Annotated in this window: 15 protein-coding genes; all 15 read left to right on the top strand. The window is 50.5% G+C overall.

The features are described from left to right. The first annotated feature begins 10 nt into the window (after window positions 1-10). Window positions 11-1,405 carry a hypothetical protein gene (locus tag SH528x_RS01365; RefSeq protein WP_442508742.1) on the top strand — a complete coding sequence of 465 codons (1,395 nt, stop codon included), beginning with the start codon at window positions 11-13 and terminating at the stop codon, window positions 1,403-1,405. Next, the gene (locus tag SH528x_RS01360; RefSeq protein WP_442508741.1) at window positions 1,402-2,565 is read left to right on the top strand and encodes a glycosyltransferase family 4 protein; all 1,164 of its coding nucleotides are present in this window, start codon (window positions 1,402-1,404) and stop codon (window positions 2,563-2,565) included. The genes SH528x_RS01365 and SH528x_RS01360 overlap by 4 nt, the downstream gene beginning before the upstream one ends. Then, on the top strand, window positions 2,558-3,628 hold the full coding sequence (locus SH528x_RS01355; protein WP_442508740.1) for a glycosyltransferase family 2 protein: 1,071 nt from the start codon (window positions 2,558-2,560) through the stop codon (window positions 3,626-3,628). The genes SH528x_RS01360 and SH528x_RS01355 overlap by 8 nt, the downstream gene beginning before the upstream one ends. Window positions 3,629-3,637: 9 nt before the next feature. Beyond that, window positions 3,638-4,915: a glycosyltransferase family 4 protein gene (locus tag SH528x_RS01350; protein WP_442508739.1), complete on the top strand. Its 1,278-nt coding sequence runs from the start codon at window positions 3,638-3,640 to the stop codon at window positions 4,913-4,915. A 72-nt stretch (window positions 4,916-4,987) separates the two neighbouring features. After that, the gene (locus tag SH528x_RS01345; RefSeq protein WP_442508738.1) at window positions 4,988-5,848 is read left to right on the top strand and encodes a polysaccharide deacetylase family protein; all 861 of its coding nucleotides are present in this window, start codon (window positions 4,988-4,990) and stop codon (window positions 5,846-5,848) included. A gap of 22 nt (window positions 5,849-5,870) precedes the next feature. Next, window positions 5,871-7,064: a glycosyltransferase family 4 protein gene (locus SH528x_RS01340; RefSeq protein ID WP_442508737.1), complete on the top strand. Its 1,194-nt coding sequence runs from the start codon at window positions 5,871-5,873 to the stop codon at window positions 7,062-7,064. Between the two features lie 167 nt (window positions 7,065-7,231). Beyond that, on the top strand, window positions 7,232-8,452 hold the full coding sequence (locus SH528x_RS01335; RefSeq protein ID WP_442508736.1) for an O-antigen ligase family protein: 1,221 nt from the start codon (window positions 7,232-7,234) through the stop codon (window positions 8,450-8,452). Beyond that, on the top strand, window positions 8,449-9,606 hold the full coding sequence (locus tag SH528x_RS01330) for a glycosyltransferase family 4 protein (RefSeq protein ID WP_442508735.1): 1,158 nt from the start codon (window positions 8,449-8,451) through the stop codon (window positions 9,604-9,606). Before SH528x_RS01335 ends, SH528x_RS01330 begins: the two co-directional genes overlap by 4 nt. After that, window positions 9,603-10,697 (top strand): glycosyltransferase family 4 protein, encoded by a 1,095-nt coding sequence (locus SH528x_RS01325; protein ID WP_442508734.1) that lies wholly within the window; start codon window positions 9,603-9,605, stop codon window positions 10,695-10,697. Before SH528x_RS01330 ends, SH528x_RS01325 begins: the two co-directional genes overlap by 4 nt. Continuing rightward, a complete protein-coding gene (locus tag SH528x_RS01320; RefSeq protein ID WP_442508733.1) occupies window positions 10,694-11,587 on the top strand; it encodes a polysaccharide deacetylase family protein in 894 nt (297 codons plus the stop codon). Before SH528x_RS01325 ends, SH528x_RS01320 begins: the two co-directional genes overlap by 4 nt. A 205-nt stretch (window positions 11,588-11,792) precedes the next feature. Further along, entirely contained in the window at window positions 11,793-12,923 is a 1,131-nt protein-coding gene (locus SH528x_RS01315) for a glycosyltransferase family 4 protein (RefSeq protein ID WP_442508732.1), read from the top strand. Continuing rightward, window positions 12,910-13,947: a glycosyltransferase family 2 protein gene (locus tag SH528x_RS01310; RefSeq protein WP_442508731.1), complete on the top strand. Its 1,038-nt coding sequence runs from the start codon at window positions 12,910-12,912 to the stop codon at window positions 13,945-13,947. The genes SH528x_RS01315 and SH528x_RS01310 overlap by 14 nt, the downstream gene beginning before the upstream one ends. 93 nt (window positions 13,948-14,040) lie before the next feature. Continuing rightward, window positions 14,041-14,337, top strand: coding sequence for a hypothetical protein (locus SH528x_RS01305; RefSeq protein WP_442508730.1), 297 nt, complete (start codon window positions 14,041-14,043; stop codon window positions 14,335-14,337). 5 nt (window positions 14,338-14,342) lie between these two features. Continuing rightward, window positions 14,343-16,034, top strand: coding sequence for an HAD-IIIC family phosphatase (locus SH528x_RS01300; protein ID WP_442508729.1), 1,692 nt, complete (start codon window positions 14,343-14,345; stop codon window positions 16,032-16,034). Then, a complete protein-coding gene (locus tag SH528x_RS01295) occupies window positions 16,031-17,473 on the top strand; it encodes a MaoC/PaaZ C-terminal domain-containing protein (protein ID WP_442508728.1) in 1,443 nt (480 codons plus the stop codon). Before SH528x_RS01300 ends, SH528x_RS01295 begins: the two co-directional genes overlap by 4 nt.

Here is a 17,473-nt window from a genome sequence, read left to right as displayed (position 1 = left end):
CTAACCTGCTATGAATACTGTAGTTTTATTGCCCGATGGTGTTGGCGTACGAAATTTCGTACTTGGAAACTTCCTGAAGTTGGCGTCCAATGAGGGCGAGGTGCATACATTGCACTTGATTCCGGACGACCTGCTAAAAACTTACTCCGCCGACACCAATGGCTCGGTCCATTGGCACCCTTTGGTTCGCCATCGTGATCGTCCGGTTAGTTCGTTCTTTCGTAATAGTTTGGCCTACGCTCAGTACTATTGGGTCGACAACTATCCGATGCGAGTCAAATGTCGGATTTCCAAAGACTGCTCTTTGCCAAGGCGAGTGTTACTGAACTCAGCGAAGTTGCTTGCCCGCGCGTCTGCATCTCCCAAAGGCATTCAGAGGCTTGACCGTCTCCACGCCCGCATTGCCAGCCGTGCTCCGGAGGTCGCCCATTACCGTGAATTGTTTACGCGGATCAAACCCACGATTCTGTTTTGCTCGCACCAACGTCCGAATGAAATTTTAGCTCCGGTACTGGCAGCTCAATCCCTATCGATTCCCACTGCCACCTTCATCTTTAGTTGGGACAACCTTTCAAGCAAAGCACGCATTGCCGCTCCATTTGATCATTATTTGGTCTGGAGCCAGCACATGCATGACGAATTGATTCAGTTTTATCCCGACATCACACCGGATCGAATTCATGTGGTCGGCACACCTCAATTCGACCCGTATGCCGAAGACGAGTTGCTGTGGACAAGAGAAGAGTTCATGCGGCGTATTGGCGCCGATCCCGCGAGAAAGCTGATTTGTTTTTCGGGTGGCGAACACACGAACGCCATTGAAGACCAACATCATGTGCGTGCGTTGATGGAACTGATTCGCGAAGGTGCCATTCGAGGCAATCCTCAGGTTTTGTTAAGGACGTGTCCCATCGACGACTTCAGTCGCTATGACGCGGTGCGTCGAGATTTCCCAGAGATGATTTATGCTCAGCCGGAGTGGAGTCGCAGCAGCATGAAAGATTGGTTTTCAGCGTTGCCGACGGAAAATGACACACAGATGCTGACGAACATTACCAAGCATGCTGATTTGAACATCAATTTTGCTTCAACGATGACGCTCGACTTTGCCCTTCGTGATCGGCCTGTGATTAATGTTGAGTTTGATGTCAGCAACCCTCCGGTATTTGGCATGCCAATGTCGGATTATATTCATCAATACGAACACTATCGGCCTGTGATCGAACTCGGCGCCGCCCGTTATGCCAAGTCGCGGAGCCAATTGGCAGAACATGTAAATGCCTATCTCGAAAATCCGACCTTAGATCAAGAGGGCCGGCAAAAGTTCGCCGAAATGCAAGTAAGCATGCCCCTCGGCGAATCTCGCCAGCGGATCGTTAAAACATTGAAGCAACTGAGCAAATGAGTCCGTTACGTATTGCATTTCTTTGCAATGAATACCCGCCCGGTAACCACGGCGGGATTGGTTCTTACACTCGAAATTTAGCTCGAGCGTTAGTACAGTGCGGACATGACGTTCGCATTTTTGGTTGCTACAAACCCAACCAGTGCACACAGGCCGTCGAGAACGACCACGGCGTTAAGGTTTATCGTATGCCAGAGCCCAAGGGCCATTGGGGCTGGGTTGGTTTGCGATGGAAGCTGTACCAAAAAGCAAAACAGTGGAGTCAATTGGGTGAAATCGATTTGATTGAAATCCCCGACTGGCAAGGCTGGGGTGCCGTTTGGCCTCGACTTTCCGTTCCTGTTTTATGCCGGTTGCATGGCAGTGCAACCTACTTCAATGCCGAAGCAGGCAAAAAAACAGATCCTAAAACCCACTGGCTTGAAAGAGCGTCGCTGCGTCGCGCGGATCGTTCTGCCTCAACAAGTCGTTATACGGATAAGAGGACGAGAGAGGTGTTCCAATTGCCTGGAACGGCCGACGCCATCTTGCATAATTTTGTCCCCTTGAATCAAAACTGTCCTCTATCACAACGAGACAAAAACACGATTGTGTTCGCGGGAACTTTGACGCGAAAAAAAGGAGTGATTTCTTTAATCCAGGCTTGGCCTGATGTGGTAACCGAATTTCCGAATGCGAGATTGCATCTCTTCGGAAAAGATGGAGCTCTGGAGGATGGAACTTCAATGCAACAGCATCTGCTAGAACGGCTCGGTGAGCCAATCAGCAGGACCGTCATTTTTCAAGGTCATCAACCACTTCCAGTCTTGTCGAAAGCGTTACAGACGGCGCGAGCCGCCGTTTTCCCCTCCTATGCTGAAGCATTTGCCTTGGCCCCGCTTGAAGCGATGGCATGTGGCTGTCCCACCATCTATACCGAACGAGGCAGTGGTCATGAGTTAATGGAAAACGGCGTGCACGGACTGCTGATCGACCCTGACAATACGAAGCAAATTTCAGAGGCGATCAAGCAACTTTTGAGAGACGATGAACTTGCGGGTCGACTTGGAAATGCCGGTTGGAAGAAAATCGAGGAACGATTTTGCCCGAAAGAAATCGTTCCGCAAAACGAGCAATTTTTCCGAAAATGTATTGAACAATTCAAGCGAAATCATGCCTGAAACCAATTTTCCCAAGCCCCGAATCTTGCAACATGACTTTGAAGGTGGATCCGATATCGTCAGCTGGTTTCAAACCAAAGACGCATCCGATTCGTTTTCGGACATTCCTCAATTGCCCGAGACGCTAACCACAGGCACGACGGTTGCCATTTGTACGTACAAACGTGCTGCGAGTTTGAAACGAGCGTTAGATTCCATTGCGATCCAAGACGATCGCCCCAGCCAATTAATTATCGTCGACGCAAGTCCAGATCAAGACACCGAAACCGTTGTCCGCGAGCACGTGGACTTGGCTCGTCTGGCCGATAACACCCTCTACTTTCGTGTTACCGACGGATTGAGAGGATTGACACGACAACGCAACTTTTCGATGCGATTTGTTACATCCGACTTGGTGGTCTTTTTTGATGATGACGTCGTCCTCCAATCCGATTGCTTGCGTGAGATGGCCAGGGTTCATCGGGATCAGGGCGAGCGGGTCGCAGGGGTCGCGGGTTCCACGCCCGAGCATACCGAATCACCAACGCGGCTCTGGAAGATTCGCAAGTTGCTACACATTGTCCCCGATTTACGCCCGGGCAGCTATTCCGCCTCTGGCATGTCGGTCCCCTGGTTTGTCAAACCCGGCACCGATGATTTGACCGAAGGAGATTGGTTACCTGGTTACAGCATGATGTGGAAAACCAAACATGCTCGTGAACTTGGCTTTTGTGAATCGTTTGATAGCTATGCACAATCCGAAGATCTCGATTTCTCGTTGCGGATGCGAGACAAGGGCGCGTTGGTACTAGCGGGGCCTGCCCACCTGCAGCATCTGCCTGATCCAAGCGGTCGTCCAAATCATTTTAAACTCGGCTACATGGCGATCCATAACCGTTATCATATCTTTAAACGAACCTATCCTGATCGCGGATGGGCTGACAACACCCAATTCATTTATACTTGGACAATGGACTCCGTTTTGCATGCACGTGGATTAGTGATCCCCAGTCAATCGGCTGCAACATTAAAACACCTCGCTGGCCGAATGAAGGCCCTGTTCCATGCGATTACCGGTAAATAAACACGCATATTGTTCATCGAAGGATTCGATCTCCTGGACAAATTACAAACCCCGATTCGTTTCTGCTTCGTCTGTAACGAGTACCCTCCGGGTGAACATGGCGGCATTGGATCCTTTGTGCAAATGATGGGGCGAGCGCTGGTAGCCGAAGGACACTCGGTCCGCGTGATCGGAATGTACGCTTGGTCGCATCCAGCCCCCGAATACGAGGAGGACCAAGGAGTTCAAGTCTGGAGAATTCGACGACCTCGGCCACGATGGGGGTGGCTCTGGGGACGCTATCGAATTTTCAAGACGGTTTCAAAATGGTCGCGAAATCAGGACATCGATTTAGTGGAAGTCGCTGACTACTCTGGAGCCGCGGCAAAGTGGCCTAAGTTACCAGTTCCAGTCATCGTACGCCTTCACGGGTCGGCGACTTATTTTGCAAAGGAACTAAACCGAAAGATCAAGAAAATCGACTATTGGCTCGAGAACGCATCTCTAAAACGTGCTGATTTCGTCTGTTCCGTTAGCCATTACACTGCCAAACAAACACAGCGAGCATTTAATTTATCCCTTAGCTCGGTAGCGGTTCTGTATAACTTTGTCGAGTCAGCTCCTCCTCAGGTCGACCAAACTCGGTCAAACGAGAAGGTCGTTTTCTCTGGCACGCTCACTTCCAAAAAAGGAATTATCTCGCTAATCAAAGCGTGGCGTACCGTGCTGATGAAACGTAAGGATGCGCAGTTACATATTTATGGTAAGGATGTGCTAAGCGAAGCAAACAGCTTGATCCGTCAAACCGTTTGCGAGGAAATTGAAGCCATCCAAAAGGACAGCGTCTATTTTCACGGCCACGTGCCTCGAGAAGAGGTACTCGACGCACTCTTGCAAGCGCGTCTGGGCGTGTTCCCTTCGTATGCCGAGTCGTTTGGGCTTGCACCCGCCGAGGCGATGGCCGCCGCTTGCCCCACGATCTATACCGAGCGTGGCTGTGGCGGAGAGTTGGTTCGAGATCACAAAGATGGATTACTAATCGATCCAGACAAACCAGAGCAAATCGCCGAGGCGATCCTTCGCTTACTTCAAGACGATTCATTTGCGACCCAACTTGGTGCGGCCGGCCAGGACCGCATTCGCGAAAAATTCAGTCCCGCAGTACTGATGCCGCAGAACATCGCCTTTTATCATAATTGCATTGCAATCTTTTCGATGCGACGCTCTGCTAATACAAACCTCAAAAACGGCAATACCGCCTCCAACCTTTCCAATCTTGATAGCTCTGGAAGCAATCGAAACTTGTGATATTACGGCTACGATGCAACGTGTAAAAGGTTACTACACTTCGTCATGCTGATGCGATAAATGATATTATCCGTGAATAAACCAACGAGTTCTGTCGCCGACGTCCTGCTTTTTTGGGACTATGACACCCAATGGGGAGGAGATCGATCCAGGGCAGGAAAAGGACCTCAGGATTGGACTAGCGAATTCGAAAACACCGAGCGTTTGCTGGAAATGCAAGCCGAATATGACATGCCAAGCTGTATCGCCGTGGTCGGATCCGCTGCGCTACCTGGCGAGCGTCCCTACCACGATCCAAAACAAGTTCGGCAAATGCACGAACTTGGACATGAGGTCGCCAGTCATACTCACCGCCATGAATGGATTCCTGGGTTGAATCGTCAGTCGTTGATAGAAACATTGCGTTCTAGCAAAGACGCATTGGAACAGTGTGTTGGTGCAGAAGTGACTTGCTTGGTTCCTCCTTACAACCAACCGTTTGACTATCCGTCAGGGTGGTCGTTCAGTATGTCTGAGCGACGCGAGGCTGGCAAAGATCGAACCGACCTGAAAATGTTGTGTGAGACACTACAAGAAACAGGCTACAAATTTTGTCGTGTCGGCTATCGCCCGCTTGTACAGCGCGTCGCCGATCGATTGCGAGGCCGTCAAATTTATCAGCCTAGCGAATTGGAACAAATTGCCGGAGTTGTCTGCTTAAAAACCAATGCGTGCGGTTTTGGTGCAAAATCGTTGGATGTGCTGGATCGTTCAGTCAAATCGGGCAAGACACTGGTGATTTATGGACACCCTCACTCATTAAGTGACGCATCCAACACTCAACGATTTGATCTGTTCGAAAACTTTCTAAAGGTGATTCGCGATTTACGTGAAGCGGGCAAAATCCGTTGCTTACTTCCCCGAGACTTGCTGGCGGAAAATGCCGTTACTTGAGGCTCCGTTGAAAACGCACGTGATGGAAACTTCCGACCACGCTGCAACGCGTGTGTGTGTTGTTTCCTTCAAACAGTGTTGGCAGGACGCGACTGGACAATGGATGTCCTATGGCGGCTTCCCGTTGCAGATGACTGCCGTTGGGACCTTGTTTGATCAGATGACGTTAATGATCGAGCGTGGGAAAGAACGCGAAGGGGGATTGCCGCTTCCCAAACACGCCGACGTGATCGTGATTCCAAGCCCCGTAGGCGTGGATGCTCGACGAAAATTGTCCGTTTTGACGCGACTACCTTATTATCTCTGGAAAATTGCCAAGCATTGCCGAAATTGTGATGCCGTTCATACTCCCGTCCCTGGGGATATGCCGCTACTAGGAATGATCGTCGCAATCGCATTGCGAAAACCATTGTTGGCACGCTACGGCGGCTCGTGGGCATCAACCGGAAGTACAACGACCATGAATCGCGTGACACGCGGAATCATGACGCGTTTCTCCGGAGGTCGCAACGTGATGTTGGCCACTGGCGACGAGAGTGGATCGCCAGGACGTGATGTCCAATGGATATTCTCAACAGCGCTCTCCGACCAAGAACTTTCGCAAATTACGCCGAAACGAGATGACGAACTCGCTACGCCGGCTCGTTTTGTCTACATCGGTCGGCTGTCTCCCGAGAAGGGAGTGGCTGTGCTCATTCGTGCCATCGCGAAACTACGAGACCGAAAGTTACGTTCGATGCCAATGGCGACCCTGATCGGCGATGGACCGCAGCGTGCAGAATTAGAGTCGTTGGTATCAGAATTAGACTGCGGCTCATTTATTCGCTTCGCAGGTCAGCTCGATCGCGGTCAGTTGTCCAAAGAGTTGATGCAAGCTGACTTTTGTGTGCAACCATCGCTCACCGAAGGTTTCAGCAAAGCGTGGCTTGATGCCATGGCCTTTGGGCTTCCCGTATTGGCGTCCAATGTCGGCGCGGCGAGCAGTGTGATTGGTCAAAATAACGAACGTGGCTGGCTAACCACAGCGGGCGATTGTGACGAGTTGACTAACCGCATTGTTGAAATCATCTCTGAACCAAATGGTTGGCGAGAACTGCGGGTTCGCTGCCGTGAATATGTGGAAAACCGTACGCTCGAGGCATGGCAACGACGCCTTGGTGAACTTTGCGCTAGGCAATGGAAAATGCGGCTCGTAGACGGACGTCTTCGGCGATGAACGGGATTTCGATCTCACATTCCCCTCGCATTGAACTGGTTCATCCACAGAAAACCAGGACATCACAGGCCAATCTCTGGGGTTGGCGAATTGTCACTCTATGCTGCCTGATTTGGTTATCGGGATTTGTTATTGGTTTTCAACGATCGGTCACATTAATAACCACCGTGGGCCTGATTGCTTCCTTGGCCGGACTGGCGCGTCCCACGCTTGGTGTCTACGGCATTGCAATCCTGTGCACCCTGGACGCTTTGACTCGTGTTTTTGTAATGACTGGCGGTATCTTCCGATGGAACACGGTCAACTACATCATGTTGATGGTGATCGGTCTAGGATTCCCTGTTTTGATCCGCCGGAATGATTTAACGACACGTACGCTGGTAGCGTTCTTTGCCTTTTTAGCCATCGAACTGTTGATGACAAAGGACATGGAAGCCGGCGTTCAACATCTGCTTGCGGGAGTGAGCTACTTTGGATTGCTGATCTATTTTGTTCGCGGGACCCATGATCTAGTCACCTGGCATTGGATTGCATTGATTAGCAATACCGTCGCAGCGTTTGGCGGCCTGCTGTATTTCCTGCAAATGGAAACGCTTCCGGAAATGAACGCAAATGCTTGGGCCCACTTTCCTTTAACTGCTTTATTTTCAGCTTGCCTAGCGAGTGCGGTTCCATCCAACGTACGTTGGTTGAAAAAGACCATTTGGGTGTTAGTGATTATCAATATCGTTTGGGTCGTACTAACCGGCAGCCGCGGTGGAATCACCATCGCATCTTGCTGTCTTCTGTATATGGTCAGCAGCATTCCGGGCATCACGCGCCGAGTCATGTTTGTATCAAGTGCGACAATCCTAGGTTTAATCGTGGCGAGTCAGTTCAGTGATCGACAAGCCTACGTGATGCATCGGATTGACAAATCTGTCGACGGCGATCATTCGCTCAGCAGCCGGACTAGCGGACGATCGGATTTGGCCATCGGAGGGTGGCGAATCTTCCTGAAGAATCCCCTGTTTGGTGTGGGTACCGGGGGCTATGCCGTCGCTTGGAAGAACTTGGACGATCGCGTCGGGATGGGGACCTATGCAGCGGATCGCGAGAGCGAAGCACACTCTGGATGGGTAAAAACGCTTGCGGAAGGTGGGCTGATTGGAATCGCATTACATATTGCATTTGTCTTGTCCCCTTTTCTGGTTGGCATGCGGTCAAGAAAAAAGTCGATCTGGCAACTTGGGTTGCTCGTCACGTTCGCCTTGGCCGTCGCATTTTTGAGCACTGAGTTCCAAGGCAAAGGGTTGTGGTACCTCGCGGCAGGTGCTGCCGTTGTCATGCAGCAACAGAGACGCAAACGTAGTAGCGAAACTGAATATTTCGCTGCCATCACCTCATGAATCGACGCAAAACATTTGTGGAACCATTGCGAGTGGCCCTGGTTGCAGGCACGTTAGGCAAGGGTGGTGCAGAGAAACAACTCGTTCTGATGGTCCGAGCTTTAAAGCAGGCCAACGTGGATGTGCGAGTTTTTTGCGCCACAAAGGGAGAGCATTACGAATCGGTATTAGCAGATCTTGGCTGTGAACCAATCTGGTTTGGAAAACGCCAAAACCCTGGGTATCGCGTGCTTAAACTGATGTCGCTGCTGCGAAAATTCCGACCTCATCTCGTTCAATCAGCCCATTTTTATACGAATCTATACGTTGCATTAGCGTCGAAGCCTTTTTGCACCTTGCACTTCGGTGGCATGCGTAACGACGCGATTCACGAGGTTGAGGGAAATGGCCGATGGGGACGTCCGTTAATTCGGATGCCGTCAAGGTTGATTGCCAACTCCGATGCGGCGAAACAGAATGCAGCTCGATACGGGGTCTCTCCGGAACGTATTTTTGTTCTTCCTAACGTCATTGATGTTGCGGACTTTGATGAACGATCTCAATCTCCATCACATGATGTAGGACCTCGCTCGTCGACACCGACCGCTTTTGTCGTCGGTCGATTGGTCCGCGCAAAGCGAATAGACCGGTTCTTAGATGCGTTACTTCTGGCAAACAAAAAGACAAAAATTCGAGGAGTAATCGTTGGTGACGGTGTGATGAGAGCCGAACTCGAATCCTACGCTCAACAGATTGGCTTGTCCGCAGAAACGATTAGCTTCATTGGTTGGCAGAACGACTTGCCACAACGGCTTCGCCAAGCCGACATGTTGGTGATCGGCTCGGATCATGAAGGTTTTCCAAATGTATTGCTCGAAGCAATGGCAGCGAAACTGCCCGCGATCGGTACCCCCGCCGGTGAGGTTCCCAATGTGATCGAGCAAGGCAACACCGGCTTCATCGTTCCCTTTGACGATGCCGATCAAATGGCCACATGCATGGTCGAATTAGCACAGAACAAAGCACAGCAAATAAGCATGGGGGAAGCCGCACGACATCTAATTGAAACGAAGTACAGCGCGAACGTACTGGCCGATCATTTGTTTGCGATCTATCGGAAAAATTTGGGTCCGAAAAAAATAGAAGCAATTCAGCAACTGGCGGACTCTCAATGACGTCCACGCAAACCAGTGCCGTCTTGAAACACGAAGTGACGCCAGCAAACGGGTCTGACCTGCGCATTCTGATGGTCAGCAACTTTTTGTCCGTCAATGGTACCAGTCGCGGCGCTTGTGAAGAGCTTGCCGATCGGTTGACGCAATCAGGTTGTCAGGTCATCACAACTTCATCGCGTTCGAGTCGCCTTCTTAGACTGTTCGATATGACTTCGACCGTGTGGCGGCGACGGAACGATTTTGATGTCGCGCAGGTGGACGTCTACAGCGGATCGGCTTTTCTGTGGGCAGAAGCAGTCTGCCTCGTCTTGCGTCGACTGAAACTTCCCTACGTGTTGGCACTGCACGGCGGCGGGTTGCCTGATTTTGCGGAGCGTCATTCAAAAAGGGTAAAGCAACTGCTTTCGACGGCGTCCATTGTCACGACGCCTTCCGAGTTTCTGCGAGATGCGATGTCGTTGTATCGCAAAGACATGAAACTAATTCCCAATTCACTAAATCTCGAGAAATACGAATTTCGACTTCGCACCAATCCTCAGCCAAACTTGATTTGGTTGCGATCGCTTCATCGGATGTATAATCCCGTACTCGCAATTCAGGTTCTAGATCGGGTTAAAAAACAATACCCAAATGCTACTTTGACGATGGTCGGGCCCGACAAAGGCGATGGAAGCCTAAACGACGTCAAAACGGAGATGGCGAATCTGGGGATTGCCGATTCTGTGGAACTGCGGGGTGTCATTGGCAAAGAAGATGTGCCGCGCACACTTAACGAAGGCGACATTTTCCTCAATACGACCAATGTGGACAACACTCCGATTAGCGTGATCGAAGCAATGGCGTGCGGATTGTGTATTGTCAGCACCGATGTCGGCGGAATCCCTCACTTGCTGACTGACCAACAGGATTCGCTTTTGGTTCCGCCTCGAAACGCGGATACGATGGCCGATGCCGTGTGTCGCGTTCTCTCGGAACCAAAACTTTCAGAGTCGTTGTCAGCAAAAGCCCAGCAGAATGCGGAAAAATTTGATTGGTCCAACACGTTGCCTATGTGGCAATCGGTCCTGAGGCAAGCAAGATCACGAGAATGATCGGTCGCATCCATATCAAACATGCAATCAAGCATGCCACGGGGCGAATGGCGGTCGCTCAACAGACGTTAACCGGCGTCTCCGCAACGAACCAAGCTTGCATTTTGGCGTATCATCGCATCGCCGACATCGATTTTGTCGACTCGAGTGTTGACGATTGGAACGTCCGTCCGCACATGTTCGAACAACAAATTCGAGCGGCGTCCGAGTTCGGCCAAATCATTCCATTGGCGGACTTGCCAGCGAAGCTAAGTTCAAAACAGCCTCCGCAGCGTCCCTGGGTGTGTTTGACATTTGACGATGGATTTGCAAACTTTTATCTCAATGCGGTTCCCATTCTGAAACGTTACAATGCGCACGCCACTCTGTTCGTTGCGACATCCCAGGTCGACGCAGTTCATCCGATGCCATTTGATCGATGGGGAAACCAATACGCTCGTCAGATGAGTGCCGAAACTTGGCGGCCTGTTACTTGGGATGAACTGCAAGGTTGCTTGGATTCCACTGTGGTTTCGATTGGTTCTCACTCTCATCAACATCGAAATGCCTTGGAATGTTCGGCGGAGCAACTGAATGAGGAAGCTGAGCGTTCGCGTGACATCCTCATTTCGAAACTGGGTAAAGAATCAGCACGTTTGTACGCTTATCCCTACGGAAGCACCCGGTTGGGCCAAGTTAACGACGCGTATGTTGCATCGGTCAAACGAGCCGGATACGAACTTGCCGTCAGCACCGATCTTGGCATGGCAAAGGGGTCTAGTGATCGCTTTGCCATGCCTCGCGTTGAAGCTCACCCCCTGGATAACCCTGCAATCATTCGTGCAAAAATGAATGGCTCACTGTCGCCTTACCTGTTTACAGATCGTTTACGGAAAAGTCGACGGCGTTAGCACGTTGAATACGACTTTTGTGATTTGGCAATCCGTAACGGTTGCTCGGTCTCGACTTATATCAAGTCGTTTTCATGATGCTCGTCTTTGTAATATTGTGCTAGCGGCAATCACCCCCTGCTAGAATGTCCTGCCCAACGGTTGTTTGGCGGATGCCGCCCCTTCGACAAGTAATTGCGCTGCAAAAGTTTTTTTGGAAAACATTATGAACCGTCGTTGTTACTTCTTTGCTGGAACTTGGTCCGAGTCGCCTGTGTCAACGCACATCCGCGCGATGAGCGACGAACTTGTCCGAAGAGGGCACCAGGTTGTATTTATCGTCGACAAACGCAACGTTGCTGCCGAAAATCGCGAAAGCAATCCGGCAATCTATACATGGCCGTCCGCACGTCCAACCAAGATTGCGGACGCTTTGTTTTTACGAAAGTTGATCAAACAATATCGCCCGGATTGCCTGTTTGCTGCGTTTGGTTCCACCAACGTGATGCTGTCCGTTGGCTGGCTGATGCGAGTACCAACGCGAGTCGTATGGTACTTAACGATGGCGGATGCCATTTCAATTGATGGGCAAATCAAGCGTTGGAAACTTCGCATTTTGAAGATTCGCAAGCGTTTGATTTATCGACTCGCAACTCATGTGGTTCCCAATTCAGTGGCGGGACTGCAAGACGCCCACCTCGTCTACGGCGTTCCAACCGAAAAGTGCAACGTCCTGTATCTTTCTTTACCGGATCCAAAACTTGAGCTCAAAGACCTGGAGTTAACGCACGACGTAAATCGCACTATCTGTGTGGGACGGTTGCATCCGACTAAAGGTCAAGATGTGTTGCTAAAGGCGATAGCACGATTGAAGGAAGATTTCCCAAATACGATTTTCGAATTTGTTGGGGATGGTCCCTGTCGCGAAGAATGTGAGCGAATCGCCGAAGAACTAGGCATTTCCGAGCGATGTCGGTTTCTCGGTCGCCTGCCCCATGATGAAGTGCTTCGCCGGATGGCCGCCGCGTCGGTTTCGATTGTCCCCAGTCGCAGCGAGTGCTTTGGGCTCGTCAACATTGAATCGATGGCGATGGGTACTCCCGTTATTGCATCGAATGTGGGAGGAATTGGCGAGATTTTCAATGATGGAGAAGAGGGGTTCTTGGTTCCGCCAGACGACCCCACTTCACTTGCGCTTCGCTTGGCCGAAGTTCTAGGGAACCCTCAGTTGCGGCACATGATGAGCGGCAAGGCACAACTACGATTTCAAGATTTTGAACAAAACAACGTCGTAAGTCGTCAAGTCGATTGGATCGAAACGCTAAATTCAAACCAGACGGAAAATGCTGCAAATTAACAAAGACGGTTCGCCACCCCTGGTATCGGTCATTATGCCGATCCGAAACGAAGGCGCGTTCATTGCCCAAAGTCTCGGTGCGGTCTTGGAACAGGATTACCCCGCAGATCGAATGGAGGTGATTGTCTGCGATGGGATGTCAACCGATGACACCCGTGCCATTGTCGCTTCTTTTGCCAAAGATCACCCCAACGTTCGTCTTGTCGACAACATCGGTATGATCGCTCCAAAAGCGATGAACGCCGCAGAAAAACATTGCAACGGCGAGATCATCGCGCGGGTAGATGGACACTGCGTGATCGCTACTGACTACATTCGGCGGTGTGTTGAACATCTCGAGAATGAAGAAATTGATGGAGTCGGTGGCCCCATCGATACGATCGGACAAACACCGATGGCGAAAGTGATCGCGACGGCAATGAGCTCGCGTTTCGGTGTGGGAGGATCCGCCTTTCGTGTCGGCAACACGAAGAGCAAGATTGTCGATTCGATTGCTTTCCCTGTCTATACTCGAGCGATCATTGACAAGGCAGGTCCCTACGATGAACAGCTTGTTCGCAATCAAGACGACGAATACAATTATCGGCTACGCAAAATGGGAGCGAAGCTATTACTAGCACCGGATGTTCAGTCAAAGTACTACAGCCGTAGCTCGTTTCGCAAATTAGCTAAGCAGTACTTTCAGTACGGGCTATGGAAAGTTCGAGTCTTGCAAAAACATCCACTGCAGATGCGAGCACGACAATTCGCTCCCCCCGTGTTTGTGGCTTTACTGATTGTGCTGGGACTGTCTGCATTTTTCTCCGTCGTGGGACAGTGGGCTCTCCTTGCCCTTTCAATGGCGTATGTCTCAGTGATTGTGCTAGGCGGTATTTTGAGCATGCATCGTCAGCACGGATGGCGAGCCATTTTTTTACCCGCTGCATTTGCAACATTGCACTTGTCTTATGGTGCCGGCTTCTTACTTGGACTCTTCCGATTCGCAGGCGGCTGGTTTAAACGCGACGAATCTTCGTATCAGTAGCAACGGTTCACTCGCTTGTTGATTAACGATAAAACATCGGATCCAGGTTTTCAACTCACACGTTAATGTGACTTTCTCTCGAACAAATTAATCATGTCGGAAACATTAGACACACAGATTTTGCAAGCGATCATGGCAGCGGTCGAGGACCTCAATATGGGACTTCCCAAAGATGCCCAAGTTAGCGGAGATTTAGATGAACCGCTGCTAGGTGAATCCGGGAATCTCAGTTCGTTGGACACGGTCAATTTCCTCGCGATTGTTGAAGACAATTTGAACGCGAAGATGCCAGAACCAATAGGTCTGATCGAACGGCTAATGGAAGACGCAGGCGACAACCCGCCCGCGACAATCCGCAAACTCGCTCAATACGTTCACACGCTTTATTAGAAAGAATGATGTCGGTGACTCAGTGCCTGATTGTTTCGGACTTTAACTGCGATAACCTGTCGGGTTATCTCAAAAAGACCAGCGATGGATCAATACAGCCAAGTTGTGCACCTTTCGGGCAACTTTGGCCGACATTGATTGATCTCGCTCGTCCTGGCAAGTCCGACAAAATCGAAACCGCGATTATTTGGACTCAGCCGCAATCGATCGTTCCGGCGATCTCTCGCGAAGATGCCAACTTAAACGATCTTTTCGATGACGCGATGCAAGAAGTTGATCGTTACTGCGACGCTCTTCTAGCACTTGAATCAAATTGCAATACTCTCTTTGTGCCGACTTGGACCCTTGCAACAATTTCGCGAGGACGAGGCTTTGCAGACCTCAAACCGGGTGGTTTGCATTGGTTGCTCGGAAAAATGAACGATAGGTTGATCGATCGGCTCGGTCATTCCAACCAAAGCTTTGTACTAAACGCATCGAAATGGATCGAAAAGTGCGAAGGAACCGCATTTGATCCACGTCTTTGGTATATGGGAAAGATCCCATTTCATCGAGCTGTATTTCAACACGCTGCCGAAGAGATAGCAGGAGCTGTGGACGCAGTCGCTGGTCGAGTGAAGAAACTGCTCGTGTTAGATCTTGACGACACCCTGTGGGGCGGGATTGTCGGCGAAGTAGGTTGGCAGAATATTCGTCTGGGCGGACACGATGCGATTGGAGAGGCATTCAAGGACTTTCAAAAGTCGCTCAAAAGACTAAAGCAACAAGGAGTTCTGCTGGCTATCGCTAGTAAAAATGAGGAGGCCGTCGCACTCACTGCGATTCGCGAGAACCCAGAAATGCAACTAGAGATCGACGACTTCGTAGCATGGAGGATTAATTGGAATGACAAAGCTCGCAATATCCTGTCGATCGTCGATGAGCTCAATATCGGTATCGATTCCGTCGTTTTCATTGACGATAATCCTGTTGAACGTCAACGAGTTCGCGACACTTGTCCCGGAGTCCTGGTGCCAGATTGGCCGACCGACAAGATGCAATATGTGACCGCGCTTTCAAAACTACGCTGTTTCGATAAAGCATCGGCCACGAACGAAGATGCTCAGCGAACAAAAATGTATCACGCGGAACGTGATCGCTCCGAGCTGAAACACAACCTTGAATCGGTTGACCAGTGGTTACATAGTCTCGATATGGTGGTTGAGGTGGCGGCTGTTGGCAAATCGAACATCAAACGCGCTACGCAACTACTGAATAAAACCAATCAAATGAATCTTTCGACGCGGCGGCTGACCGAAAGTGAATTTCTTGATTGGTGCTGCGGTGAAAATCGAGAAGCATTTGCTTTCTCGGTCTCAGACAAGTTTGGTGACTCGGGGCTAACTGGACTTGGATCGATTGAAGTCGTCGACGACACGGCTGTGATTACCGACTTCATTCTTAGCTGCCGTGTGTTTGGCCGAAGTGTAGAAGATGTCATCCTCAGTACATTGATCGAAGCGGCACGCCGCCGTGGCAGCAAAACGATTGTCGCCAATTACGTCGCGACCGAAAAGAACATCGTGATGCTTAACTTCCTCGAAAACTCAGAGTTTAGCAACGTTGGCAACGCATTTCAGTTTGCTGTGGAATGCGATTACAAACAGCCCGATTGGATTCAGGTGACTCAAAAAGCAAACACGGCTTCGGCAAGATGACCTTTCAAATATCACTAGAGGATAGCGTTCGGTTTGCTGCATTATCGGGTGACTTTAATCCGCTGCATCTGTCGCCACTTGCTTCGCGTCGATCCCCCTTTGGATCGAGCGTCGTTCACGGCGCGCATGCCACGCTAAAAGCACTATTGGATGACTCGCAGAATCAAAAAGACAAGCATTGCCTAGCTCGTCTGGCTGTCTGGTTTCGTGAGCCCATCGCTCACAACGCCCCCATTGAAGTGGTGGTGACTTCTCGAGACGCGCTGTCGGTAAAAATGGAATTAAAGGATGGCCAGAAAACATGCCAGGTCATAGCGGCAACTTTTTCGCCAAGCTCGGATTTACCCGTTCGAATGTTACCCTCAGGTAACTTCGACAGAGCCGAAGCTCAGAATTTGAGTCTCGCTGAACTCGATGGCATCAACCAAAGTACGCCGCTTCGCTTCGACGAAACGCTTGCTAAACAAACGTTCGGCTGCTCTGAACTTAGTCTTCCCGCAATCCAAATCGCTCAGCTGATGGCGATCAGCCGCATCGTTGGCATGGAGTGTCCTGGTTTGCACTCGACGCTAACCCAGCTCAATATGGATTTTCAGGATCACGATGATGATGCTGAAACATCCGAGCCAGTCATGCATTATCAAGCTAAGTTGGTTTCATCGATGTTGTCGAAGATTCGCTTGAGTGTGCGATCGTTGGGACTCCAGGCAAAAGTAGAATCGCTATACCGTCCACCACCGATTGAGCAGCCCAGCGTAAATGTAATCTCCAAGCAGACCTCGCCCCGTGAGTTCGCCAACAGAAAGTGTTTGGTAATAGGTGGATCACGTGGTTTAGGCGAAGTGGCTGCTAAGATCCTCGCGGCCGGTGGCGCATCGGTTGGGCTGACTTATCATTCCGGGCAAGACGATGCAAACAAGGTTTGTGAGGAGATACGCGAGGCTGGATATGATTGCCACTACATGAAATGGAACGTTCTCGATCCGCCGGTCCATCGGCCAGCCTCTCCAGATGATTGGCAACCTGACTCGGTTTACTATTTCGCAACGCCTCATATCGGGCTGACAAAATCAAACGTTTGGCAAGATGAACGCTTTACGAAGTTTTGCGATTATTACGTTCGTGGATTTGTTCGTTCCGTCGAATCGGCTCGAAACATTTATCACAACGATGATTCGCGTTTAAGCGTGTTTTACCCTTCGACTGTATTGCTCGACACGCCCGGGCTATTAGCGGCTGAGTACGCCGCTGCAAAAGCGGCCAGTGAATCTGTTTGCGAATTTCTCGGATCGCTTCCGGGGGTTTATTGTTATCGCACACGTTTACCGCGCATTCTAACGGACCAGACAAATTCATTCGTCGCCGCCGCCGCCGAGGATGCAACGACCGTGTTACTCACTGCATTTCGTGAAATGCAACGATTGGCACCTAAGGTCTAG

Source organism: Novipirellula methanifontis, from assembly GCF_052161655.1.
GTDB lineage: Bacteria > Planctomycetota > Planctomycetia > Pirellulales > Pirellulaceae > Novipirellula.
Note: the sequence above shows the minus strand (reverse complement) of the source record. Positions and strands in the feature narration are given on the sequence as shown.

What these genes read in the sequence shown, in the direction of transcription:
- SH528x_RS01360 (WP_442508741.1), top strand. Translation starts at nt 1,402, where the DNA reads ATGAGTCCGTTACGTATTGCATTTCTTTGCAATGAATACCCGCCCGGT.
- SH528x_RS01355 (WP_442508740.1), top strand. Translation starts at nt 2,558, where the DNA reads ATGCCTGAAACCAATTTTCCCAAGCCCCGAATCTTGCAACATGACTTT.
- SH528x_RS01310 (WP_442508731.1), top strand. Translation starts at nt 12,910, where the DNA reads ATGCTGCAAATTAACAAAGACGGTTCGCCACCCCTGGTATCGGTCATT.
- SH528x_RS01300 (WP_442508729.1), top strand. Translation starts at nt 14,343, where the DNA reads ATGATGTCGGTGACTCAGTGCCTGATTGTTTCGGACTTTAACTGCGAT.
- SH528x_RS01325 (WP_442508734.1), top strand. Translation starts at nt 9,603, where the DNA reads ATGACGTCCACGCAAACCAGTGCCGTCTTGAAACACGAAGTGACGCCA.
- SH528x_RS01320 (WP_442508733.1), top strand. Translation starts at nt 10,694, where the DNA reads ATGATCGGTCGCATCCATATCAAACATGCAATCAAGCATGCCACGGGG.
- SH528x_RS01365 (WP_442508742.1), top strand. Translation starts at nt 11, where the DNA reads ATGAATACTGTAGTTTTATTGCCCGATGGTGTTGGCGTACGAAATTTC.
- SH528x_RS01305 (WP_442508730.1), top strand. Translation starts at nt 14,041, where the DNA reads ATGTCGGAAACATTAGACACACAGATTTTGCAAGCGATCATGGCAGCG.
- SH528x_RS01340 (WP_442508737.1), top strand. Translation starts at nt 5,871, where the DNA reads ATGGAAACTTCCGACCACGCTGCAACGCGTGTGTGTGTTGTTTCCTTC.
- SH528x_RS01295 (WP_442508728.1), top strand. Translation starts at nt 16,031, where the DNA reads ATGACCTTTCAAATATCACTAGAGGATAGCGTTCGGTTTGCTGCATTA.
- SH528x_RS01315 (WP_442508732.1), top strand. Translation starts at nt 11,793, where the DNA reads ATGAACCGTCGTTGTTACTTCTTTGCTGGAACTTGGTCCGAGTCGCCT.
- SH528x_RS01330 (WP_442508735.1), top strand. Translation starts at nt 8,449, where the DNA reads ATGAATCGACGCAAAACATTTGTGGAACCATTGCGAGTGGCCCTGGTT.